The organism is Streptomyces sp. NPDC005070 (assembly GCF_053600395.1).
Window position 1 is genome coordinate 24,938 of sequence record NZ_JBSFZS010000086.1, and the last position, 10,121, is coordinate 35,058.

The window sequence follows — 10,121 nt, forward strand, 5'->3', positions numbered from 1 at the left end:
ACGACGGGGCCGGGCTCTCGCGTACCGGAGCGGCTACGAGCCGATGGCCGGAGCGGCTACGGACCGCATGCCGAAGCGGCTACGAGCCGAATGCCGGAACGGCTACGGACCGCATGCCGGAGCGGCTACGGACGGAACCGCAGCACCTGCGGGTCGTGGTCGCTGATCTGGTCGGAGAACTCCGAGTTGATGTGCACGCTGTCGTAGTCCAGGTCGCAGCCCTTGCGGATCGAGGGGCTGACCAGGATCTGGTCCAGGACCTGCTGGTTGCCCTGGTAGTCGTACGTGTAACGCTCCTTCTTGGGCAGCGACTTGATCGCCGACCAGAGCTCGCCGTCGCCCTCCAGGATCTTGGCGGTCTCGGAGAACTCGAAGTCGTTCATGTCGCCGAGCGCGATGACGTCGGCGTTCTTCTGCGTCTTCAGGATCTCGTCGACGAACGCGTTCACCACGGTCGCCTGGGCGTGCCGCTGGACCTCGGAGCTGCGCGTCGGGGGCTGGTACTGCGCGGTCAGCCCCTGGTCACCGCCCTTGGAGTTGAGGTGGTTGGCGATCACGAACACCGTGTGGCCGCGGAAGACGAACTCGCCCGCGAGCGGCTTGCGGCTGCTCTTCCAGGCCGCGTTCGCCGGGTCGATGCGACCGGGGGACGCGGTGAGCTGCGCCTTGCCGTGCACCTTCGTGACGCCGACGGCGGTCGTCGAGTCGCCGCCCGCGCGGTCGGTGAACGAGACCCGCTCGGGGTTGAAGAGGAAGACCTGGCGGATGTTGCCGCCGGGCTCGCCGCCGTCCTGGTCGTTGACCGGGTCGATGGAGCGCCAGTCGTACTTCGGGCCGCCCGCCGCGACGATCGCGTCGATCAGCTTGTTCACCGTCTGGTCGGCGGCGACCGTGCCGTCGTCCGTCGCGCCGTTGTTGTCCTGGATCTCCTCCAGGGACACGACGTCGGGCGCGTTCAGGTTGTTCACGATCGCGGACGCGTGGGCGGCGAACGTGGCGTCGCCCGGGTCCAGGTTCTCGACGTTGTACGTCGCCACGGCCAGCTCGCCGCGCGACTGCTTCCGGGTGGTCTCGCGCTCCAGGCCGCCCTTCTGGAGGGTGCCGAGCTGGTTCGCGACGAGGGTGTAGCCGCCGAACTGGTTGTAGTCGAGCGGACCCGCCGTGGTGCCGGTGAGCTTGTCGCCGACGTTCGCGGCCGGGAAGTCGGCGGTCGCGCCGAGGGACTGGATCTGTATCCGTCCGGTGTTCTGCGAGGTGTACGAGCCGTACACGGTGCCGCCGCGGCGGGAGGCGTGCTCGTGCGGCTTCACCGTGACCCACAGCTCGGTGTACGGGTCGGTGGCGGTGACCACGCGGGTGTCGGCGACCTGGACGTTCATGCCCTCGAGGGACTCGTAGTAGTCCAGGGCGTACTGCGCCGGCTCCAGGGTCAGGGCGTTGACCGAACCACCCGCGGCGGTGTCGCCGGCGGGGGCGTAGTCGTCCGGCACGGACCGGGCGTCGACGACCGTCGCGGCCGGGACGGGGTTGCCGCTGGAGACGACGGTGACCGTCGGCTTGGTGACCTCGGTGACCGACTGGTTGCCGGTGGAGACGCCGCCCGGGACGTACTCCGAGACCGTGCCCGTCACCGTGACCGAGTCGCCGACGGCGACCTTGGGGGCGGAACTGGTGAAGACGAAGACGCCCTCACTGGTGGCGGGGTCGGCGTCCGGCGTGGGGTCCTGGTACCAGAAGCCCTTGGACGAACCGTACGTCCGCACGCCGGTGACGACGCCGGGCACGTCGGTGACCTTCGTACCCGCGAGGGGGGAGGTCCGGGTGGTGCCCTGGATGTCGTGGATGTGGACGGTGTCCGCCTGGGCCGGTGTGGTGAGCACAACGGCGGAGACGGTGGAACAGACCGCGGCGACGGTCAGCGCGCCGATGCGCGCGGTTCTCTTGCTCGGCAAGGGAATCCCTCCGGGGACGTTCGTGAGCGCCGGGACGAGGGTGGACTGGTGGGGGGAGCGCGACCTGCTTGCGGGCCAGTGACGCGCGTAGAAGGGCTCGGCAGCACGGCCGTTGAACTTCTACGCGCGTCAATCTCGTGTGTAGCGGGGGGAGTTGTCAAGGTTTCGACGGTGTACGAGACCTGTCGGACGCATGAACCGGGCGGCATGGGTGGAAATCCGTCTAGGCTGAGCAGTTGGCACGGATCCTCCGGGCCGCCTCCGGGCTCTCGGGCCCGCCGGTGTCCGGCGGGACACGGCGCCCGTCGTGGACCCGGTCGGACCGCTTGCCTGCCTGTCCCTGCTCGTCGTGATTGTTCGGAGGAGAACTCAGCCGATGTCAGACAGCTCTTCCCTGCCGCCGGTGCGGCTGCACTCCGAGGCGCGGCTCGCGCGCGACGCGCTCGCCGCGCCGCTGCTCTCCCGCGCCGCACGGCTGGCCCGATGGGCAGGTTCCGCGACCCGGGTCGGCGCCGGGGGCGAACTCGTCGAGGAACAGCTTCCCGAGGCGGCCGGAGTCCTCGGCCTGGCCGGCGACGACGCGGCCGCGCTGGCCGGTGAGGCCTGGCGGGTGGCCGTCGACACCGGGCTCGTCGAGATCGTGGACGAGGAGGAGGGCACCGTCACCACGGGCGAGGAGCTCGTCCGGCTCACCTCCGGCGCCCCGCACGACGTCCTCGGCTTCTGGCTCGGCGCCCTCGACGTCGTGCTGGCCGACGCGAGCGTGCCCGACCTCGGTGAACTCGTCGACGCGATGGACGAGGAGGGCGAGATCGACCTCTCCTCGCTGGACTGGGACCCGGAGGCCGAGTCCGAGTTCCTCGACGGCGTGCTCGGCAACCTGTACCTGCTGACCGTCGGCGAGGACGCGCTCGGGGAGGTGTCCGTGCCGCTTCCCGCGCTCGCCGCCTCGATGATCCTGCCCGACGACATGGGGGAGCCCAGCAACGACGTCCTGGAACAGGTCTCGGACGCCATGATGCGCCTCGACGACCAGTTCCGGCTGCTGGAGCCCATCGGACTCGTCGCCTTCCAGCCGGTCGACGAGGCCCTGATGGCGGACGCCGCCGAGGAGCCCGCCCCCGCCGACGACATGGACGTGTCGCGGTACGGGGTGGTGCGGCTGACGCCGCTCGGCCTGTACGGACTGCGCGCCCGGCTCATCGAGGCGGGCTTCTCCGCCCCCGCGGTGGGTGAGCTGACCGACAAGGGCGCGGACACGTTGCTGGACGGCACGGCCGGCTTCCCCCCGACCGCCGCGCAGGCCGAGATCGAGCAGTGGCTCGCCCGGCGTGAACCGCTCGCCGCCGCACAGGAGTTGCTCTCCGCCGCGCGCGGCGCGGACCCGAACGCCCCGCTGCGCCGCCTGCACTGCCAGCAGGCACTCGCGCTCGTCGGTACGGAGGCCGAGCCGGCGTTGCGCGAGGTGCTCGACGACGCCGAGCTGGGCGGTCTCGCCCGGGTCTGGCTCTCCGAGCGGGGCGCGCCCGACGTGCCGCCGCCGTCCGAGGCGATGGTCTTCTGGCTGACGATCGACACGGTGGCGGCACAGCTCGCCGCCGAGGGGAACTCCGACGAACTGCAGGCCCTGGTCGAGGGTCTGGCCGAGCAGCACAGCGGCTTCTTCGACACGGCCTGGCGGGTCGAGCACCCCGCGGCCCCGGACGTCCTGGAGGCCATGGGCCGGCTGCACCCCGACAAGAAGGTCGCCAAGGAGGCCCGCAAGGCGGCGTTCAAGGCCCGGTCGCAGCAGGGAGCGTGACGCGGCCGGCGAGACGACTCGGGTGCCGGGGTTCCGGGTCCGGGTGCGGGCCCGTGTGCGCCGTGCCGGGTGCCGGGGTCTCCGGCTGGCGCCCGCTGAGTGTGGGCGGGCGCCGGATGTCGGCCGCCGCGTGCGGTGTGCGGGGGTGTCGCCTGCCGGGTGCGGGTGCGGTGCGAGTGCCGAGTGCTGGGTGCCGGATGCCGGGTCCCGGATGCCGGGTCCCGGGCGGGGTGCTCCCCGGAGCGGTCCGTTCCCCTGCGCCGGTCGGGTGGATTCACGCAAGCGGGTCCACGGAAGTCGGCGCGCGTTCAACTCGTGTTCAGGAGAGGACGGGACGGTGTGGCCGCGAACCGAGGTCGTCAGCCGCCCCCCATGACAGTCCGAGTCCACCGTCACAGGAGACATCACATGTCGCTCTCTCGCAGGGACTTCGCCAGGCAGTCCGCGATCACCGGTGCAGGCGTGGTCCTGATCGGCAGCGTGGGCGCTCTCGCCACCGCCCCCAACGCGCTCGCCGCCACGGAGACGGGGACCGAGGGCGCGGGTGAGGGCTCGGCTGAGGCCCGCCACGGCGGCGTCGGCTACGGCCCGCTCGTCACCGACCCCAAGGGCCTCCTCTCGCTGCCCGCCGGCTTCTCCTACCGCGTCATCACCTACAGCGGCCGCACCAAGCTGGACTCGGGTGAGTTCACGCCGTCCAACCACGACGGCACCTCCACCTTCCAGGGCCCGCGCGGCGCCACCCTCCTCGTCAACAACCACGAACTCAAGGGCCCCCGCTCCGGCTGGACCTACCCCGTGCCGCTCACCGAGGGACTCGTCTACGACCCCGCCGCGTCCGGCGGCTGCACCGTCGTCGAGGTACGCCACGACCACGTCGCCGAGTGGGTCGGCGTCGCGGGCACCTCCACCAACTGCGCGGGTGGCAACACCCCTTGGGACACCTGGCTCACCTGCGAGGAGACCGAGGACAAGGCCGGCCAGAACGGCATGACCAAGGACCACGGCTACGTGTTCGAGGTCGACCCGCAGGACCGCCGCCGCAACAAGAACCCCAAGCCCCTCAAGGCGCTGGGCCGTTACGCCCACGAGGCCGTCGTCGTCGACCCCAAGCGCGGCCGGCTCTACCTCACCGAGGACGCCTCGGGCCCCAACGGCCTGCTGTACCGCTGGACCCCTCCGCAGGGCTTCGAGCACGGCCACGGACGGCTCGCCACCCTCGCGGACGACGCCGGAGCGCTCCAGGCCTTCAAGTGCTTCGACTCCGGCGGCAAGTTCGTCGACGACCTCTCCCGCGCCACCAGGATCGGCACGGTCTACGGCGTGGACTGGGTCGACGTGCCCGACCGGGACGCCAAGACGGTCTCCGTCCGCAAGCAGTTCACCGAAGGCCAGGTCACCCGCGCCCGCAAGCTCGAAGGCATGTGGTGGGGTGACGGCGGTGTCTACATCGTCTCCTCCTACGCCCGCACCGAGAGCCCCGGCCAGGCCCACGACGGAGCCGTCTGGTTCTACGACCCCAAGCGCCGCACCCTGACGCTGAAGGTCCTCATCGGTGTGAACCCCGACCCGTCCGCCGACGGAGCCTTCGACGGACCGGACAACATCACCGTCTCCCCGTACGGCGGTCTCGTCATCGCCGAGGACGGCGAGGGCGTCCAGCACCTGTTCGGCGCCACCGAGAGCGGCCGCACCTACCCGATCGCCCGCAACGAGCTCAACATCGGCACCGCCGAGGCGCCGGCCTACAGCGAGTTCACCGGCGTCACGTTCTCGCCCGACGGCCGCACGCTCTTCGCCAACATCCAGGAGCCGGGCATCATGCTCGCCATCACCGGCCCCTGGAAGCGGCAGAAGCGCGGCTGAACTCCCGCCGCTTTCCCCGCGGATTAAATCGCTCGCCGGGTTCGCGGCCGCCCTCCTACAGTGATGCATGTCCAGGTGCGAAGGCAGGACCTACTTCCACTGATAATGGGGCGGTCGCGGGTTCGAGTCCCGCCGTCGGCACAACGCGCCGATGTAGCTCAGGGGTTAGAGCACCTACGTCGGTCCCGCCGGCTTCGATCTCTGGACACCACAACTTCATGCACCTCCCGGTGCGCGGGCCGCGGCTACTTCTCTCTCAAAGAATCCATGCCGCGGCCGACTTGATCTCGGGAGGCGCAGCTCATGGTGGGTGCCCGGTGCGCAGGCAGCGGATACTTAGGGGCACGGTATGTTGCGGGTTCGAATCCCGTCATCGACTTCGGGTCGGTGTGGCGGAAATGGAAGACGCGCCGGGTGAACAGGCTCCGTCGCCACTCCTGAACTCGGGCACCCTCCATTTGCTGTGCCTCCCTCCGAAATGCTCATGAATTCGGGGGAATTCACCATGGCACGCTTCAACAACAAGGCGGCGAAGGCCCAGCCCACCTCTCGCGTGACGTCCACCGGCCGAGTGCTGCGGACGCACCAGGGCGGCCTCGGCCGCGAGCGCGACGCCCGCTCCGAGCTTTTTCTGCTCGCGATCGCCAACTTCGTCTCGCAGCAGACCTTCTACGAGACCGGCGACGCCCGTGACGACCGGTTCGCCGCGCTCGTGCGTGAGCTCGCCGTCGCCGACCCGTCCTGGACCGCCGGCCTCCTGGGCTGGCTGCGCGGCGAGGGAAACCTCCGCACCGCCTCGCTCGTGGGCGCCGCCGAGTACGTGAAGGCGCGCCTGGACGCCGGCGCCACCGACGGCCCGGCCAACCGGCAGGTCGTCGCCTCCGTACTGCGTCGTCCGGACGAGCCGGGCGAGCTGCTCGCCTACTGGACCTCCCGGTACGGCCGGAACGTGCCCAAGCCCGTCAAGCGGGGCATCGCCGATGCCGTACGACGCCTCTACAACGGCAAGTCGCTCCTGAAGTACGACACCGCGTCGAAGGGTTACCGCTTCGGTGACATCCTCAACCTGGTGCACGCGGCGCCGGACCCTGACAAGCCCTGGCAGGGCGACCTGTTCCAGTACGCGCTGGACCGGCGCCACAACCCGGACACGGCCGTCGTCCCGAAGTCGCTGCCCGTGGTCGCCGCCCATCGCGACCTGATGGCGCTGCGGCCGGCGAAGCGGCGCAAGGTCGTGACCGGCGCGCAGGGGGCGCAGCGCCTCGCGGACGCGGGGATGACCTGGGAGGCGCTGGCCGGCTGGCTCCAGGGGCCGATGGACAAGGCGGCCTGGGAGGCCGTCATCCCGTCCATGGGCGCGATGGCGCTCGTCCGCAACCTGCGCAACTTCGACGAGGCCGGCGTCAGCGACGAGGTGGCGGCACAGGTCGCCGCGAAGATCAGTGACCCGGCGGAGGTCACGCGCTCGCGGCAGTTCCCGTTCCGCTACCTCGCGGCCTACCAGCACGCGCCGTCGCTGCGCTGGTCGTACCCGCTGGAGCAGGCGCTCGGCCACTCGCTGGCCAACGTGCCGGCGCTGCCCGGCCGGACCCTGGTCCTCGTGGACCGTTCGGGCTCGATGTTCTACTCGCGGCTGTCGGAGCGTTCCGAGCTCAACCGGGCCGACGCCGCGGCGATCTTCGGCACGGCGCTCGCGCTGCGGGCGGCGGACGCGGATCTCGTCGAGTTCGGCACCACCAGCAAGCGGGTGAAGTTCCGTGCGGGCGAGTCCGTGCTCAAGGTCATCGGACGGTTCGGCGACCTCGGCGGCACCAACACGACCGAGGCGGTCCGCAAGCACTACAAGAAGCATGACCGGGTCCTCATCGTCACCGACGAGCAGGCCATGTACAGCCAGTTCGGCGACCCGACCGAGCAGGTTCCGGCGCACGTTCCGGTCTACACATGGAACCTCGCCGGCTACAGCGCGGGCCACGGCCCGTCGGGGAAGGGAAACCGCCACACGTTCGGCGGACTCTCGGACGCGGCCTTCCGGTGCGTCCCGCTTCTCGAGTCGGCTCGGGACGCGGACTGGCCGTGGGTCCAGGCCGGGTGAGGCTTCGGCTCCGGTCGGCTTCGGTGCGCTGAGGCCTACGGCTTCGGGACAGGGCGCGGCCCGTACTTCGGTGCGGGCCGCGCCGCTGTGTGTGCCGGGTTCCGGCGGGTGCCGGGATCTAAGAGGCGCGTTCCCTTTTGGGGTTCGTGAGCACGAGCGCCGACAGCACCAGCGCGGTCAGGGCGATCAGGGAACCGGCGCCGAACGCGCGGGCCGAGCCCTCGGTGAGGATCTCCGACGGGGAGCCGTGGGCGTGCCGGGTCGCCGTGCCGAAGACGGTGACCAGGACGGAGAGTCCGAGGGTGCCGCCGAGCCACTGGAGGGTCTGGAGCAGTCCGGACGCGGATCCCGCCTCACGCGGTGCGACGCCCGCGAGAATGGTGGCGTTCAGCGGCAGGAAGCTCAGGCCGACGCCCAGCCCCATCACCAGCAACGGGCCCAGCAGACCGGTGACATAACCGTCGCCCGGCTCCAGCCGCCACAGCCAGACGCCCGCGACGGCGATCAGCGAGATCCCCGACAGCAGGACCGGCTTGGCGCCGAAGCGCTGAAGCAGCCGTGGCACGAGGCGCACGGTCGTGAACATCACCAGGGTCAGTGGCAGGAAGGCGAAGCCCGTGCGCAACGGGCTGTATCCCAGCGCCTGCTGGGCGACCAGGGTGAGGAAGTAGAACGCGCCGAACATACCCGCGGGCAGCAGCAGGACCCCGGCGTAGCCGCCCGCCCGGTCACGGCTCGCGAAGAGACGCAGCGGCATGACCGGCTGCTCCGCTCGCGCCTCCACCAGAAGGAAGCCGACGAGCAGGGCCGCCGCCGTACTGAACCCCAGCATCGCCTGGGTGTCGCTCCAGCCCTCTTCCGAGACCCGGATGAACGCGTAGACCAGCGAGGCCGTGCCCGCGGTGCCGGTGAGTGCCCCCGCCGCGTCGAAGCGGCCCGCGTGACGCGGGGTCTCGGTGACGAAGCGAGGCAGGGCTGCGGCGACCGCGATGCCGATCGGCACGTTGATCAGCAGCGACCAGCGCCAGGACGCCCACGATGTGAGCATGCCGCCGAGGACCAGGCCGACCGACGCGCCGATCCCGGCCATCGAGGAGTAGATGCCGAGCGCGTGGTGGCGTCGGGGGCCCTCGGGGAAGTTGGTGGTGATGAGGGCGAGGGTGCTGGGGGCGATGAGCGCCGCGCCCACGCCCTGGAGCGCGCGGGCCGCGAGCAGCCAGGAGCTCTCGGTGGCGAGGCCGCCGAGCAGCGAGGAGGCGGCGAAGAGGAGGGCGCCCGCGGTGAGGGTGCGGCGGCGGCCCGCGATGTCGCCGATCCGGCCGCCGAGGAGGAGCAGGCCGCCGAAGGCGAGGGTGTACGTGTTGAGGACCCAGGACAGGCCGGTGGGGGTGAAGCCGAGGTCCCGCTGGACGTCCGGCAGGGCGACGTTGACGACGGTGGAGTCGATCCCGACCATCAGATAGGCGGTCACGATCACGAGGAGGGCTGTCGTGCCGGTCGCCTCCGTGGTGCGGAGTCGCCTCGGGGGTAAGGCTGCTGACGGGGTGTCGGGTGGGGGCGTGCCGGTGCCGGTGGACATGGAGTTCTCCTGGTCTGGCGTCCCCGGTACGGTGCGAGTGGGCAGCACGGACTGCCCGCGAAATAAGCGGGGACTGTCTCCGTTTAACCCTCGCCAAGATACGGAGAGGGTCCCCGGTTCGCAAGGAGTAGCTGAATGGCCCAGGTCAAGCCGATGCGGGCGGATGCGCGGCGGAACTATGAGCGGCTCCTCGCGGAGGCGGCGGTCGCGTTCGCCGAACACGGGGAGGGCGCGTCCCTGGACGACATCGCCAAGCGGGCCGGCGTGGGGTCCGGGACGCTGTACCGGCACTTTCCCACCCGGCAGACGCTGCTGGAGGCCGTCTACGTGGACGCCATCGAGGCGATCGCCGTCCGCGCGGACGAGATCGCCGCCGAGCTGCCGCCGGGGGAGGCCCTCGTGGAGTGGCTGAACGAGCTCGGCCTCGGGATGATCCGGGTCCGTGGGCTGAAGGCGCTGCTCGGGTCGGCCGTCGCGGACGGGAGTTCCGAGGTGCTGGCCCGGTGCGGGGCCTCTGTGAAGGGGGCGGCGGGGCGGCTCGTCGAGGCCGCGCAGCGGGAGGGGACCTTGCGTGCGGACGTGGAGCCGATCGATGTGCTGCGGCTGGTGCACGGGGTGGCTACCGCGTCGGAGCTGGGGAGCTCGGACGGCGCGTACATCCGGCGGTATTTGCGGTTGCTGACGGAGGGGCTGCGGGCGTAGCCACTCCGGGGGTCACCAGGTTCGGGTACGGCGCCGGTCCGGTGGGTGGGTCGGGGCCGTGCCGGTGCATCAGCCCGTCGCCGTTGGGTGAGGGGTGGGCGTCGGTGGCGACGGGCATCGATGTAC

At 71.1% G+C, this 10,121-nt stretch carries 6 protein-coding genes; 4 read left to right on the forward strand and 2 right to left on the reverse strand.

What is annotated here, in order from left to right:
• Window positions 1–125: 125 nt before the first annotated feature.
• Window positions 126–1,952 (reverse strand): endonuclease/exonuclease/phosphatase family protein, encoded by a 1,827-nt coding sequence (locus ACWEBX_RS26085; RefSeq protein ID WP_451887241.1) that lies wholly within the window; start codon window positions 1,950–1,952, stop codon window positions 126–128.
• Window positions 1,953–2,328: 376 nt separating this feature from the next.
• On the opposite strand from ACWEBX_RS26085, the gene ACWEBX_RS26090 reads away from it, so the two are divergent.
• The 3 genes from ACWEBX_RS26090 to ACWEBX_RS26100 all read left to right on the forward strand — a co-directional run bounded on the left by ACWEBX_RS26090 (window position 2,329) and on the right by ACWEBX_RS26100 (window position 7,714).
• The gene (locus tag ACWEBX_RS26090; protein WP_451887242.1) at window positions 2,329–3,753 is read left to right on the forward strand and encodes a hypothetical protein; all 1,425 of its coding nucleotides are present in this window, start codon (window positions 2,329–2,331) and stop codon (window positions 3,751–3,753) included.
• 408 nt (window positions 3,754–4,161) lie between these two features.
• A complete protein-coding gene (locus tag ACWEBX_RS26095) occupies window positions 4,162–5,619 on the forward strand; it encodes an alkaline phosphatase PhoX (RefSeq protein ID WP_451887243.1) in 1,458 nt (485 codons plus the stop codon).
• 505 nt (window positions 5,620–6,124) lie between these two features.
• Window positions 6,125–7,714, forward strand: a complete 1,590-nt coding sequence (locus ACWEBX_RS26100; protein WP_451887244.1) for a TROVE domain-containing protein — start codon at window positions 6,125–6,127, stop codon at window positions 7,712–7,714.
• A 118-nt stretch (window positions 7,715–7,832) separates the two neighbouring features.
• On the opposite strand, the gene ACWEBX_RS26105 is transcribed toward ACWEBX_RS26100, so the two are convergent.
• A complete protein-coding gene (locus tag ACWEBX_RS26105; RefSeq protein WP_451887245.1) occupies window positions 7,833–9,293 on the reverse strand; it encodes an MFS transporter in 1,461 nt (486 codons plus the stop codon).
• Between the two features lie 135 nt (window positions 9,294–9,428).
• On the opposite strand from ACWEBX_RS26105, the gene ACWEBX_RS26110 reads away from it, so the two are divergent.
• Window positions 9,429–9,995 carry a TetR/AcrR family transcriptional regulator gene (locus ACWEBX_RS26110; protein WP_451887246.1) on the forward strand — a complete coding sequence of 189 codons (567 nt, stop codon included), beginning with the start codon at window positions 9,429–9,431 and terminating at the stop codon, window positions 9,993–9,995.
• Window positions 9,996–10,121 lie beyond the last annotated feature (126 nt).

Excerpts from the sequence above, each read along its gene's own strand:
- ACWEBX_RS26090 (WP_451887242.1), top strand. The coding sequence starts at position 2,329 with ATGTCAGACAGCTCTTCCCTGCCGCCGGTGCGGCTGCACTCCGAGGCG.
- ACWEBX_RS26095 (WP_451887243.1), top strand. The coding sequence starts at position 4,162 with ATGTCGCTCTCTCGCAGGGACTTCGCCAGGCAGTCCGCGATCACCGGT.
- ACWEBX_RS26100 (WP_451887244.1), top strand. The coding sequence starts at position 6,125 with ATGGCACGCTTCAACAACAAGGCGGCGAAGGCCCAGCCCACCTCTCGC.
- ACWEBX_RS26105 (WP_451887245.1), bottom strand. The coding sequence starts at position 9,293 with ATGTCCACCGGCACCGGCACGCCCCCACCCGACACCCCGTCAGCAGCC.
- ACWEBX_RS26110 (WP_451887246.1), top strand. The coding sequence starts at position 9,429 with ATGGCCCAGGTCAAGCCGATGCGGGCGGATGCGCGGCGGAACTATGAG.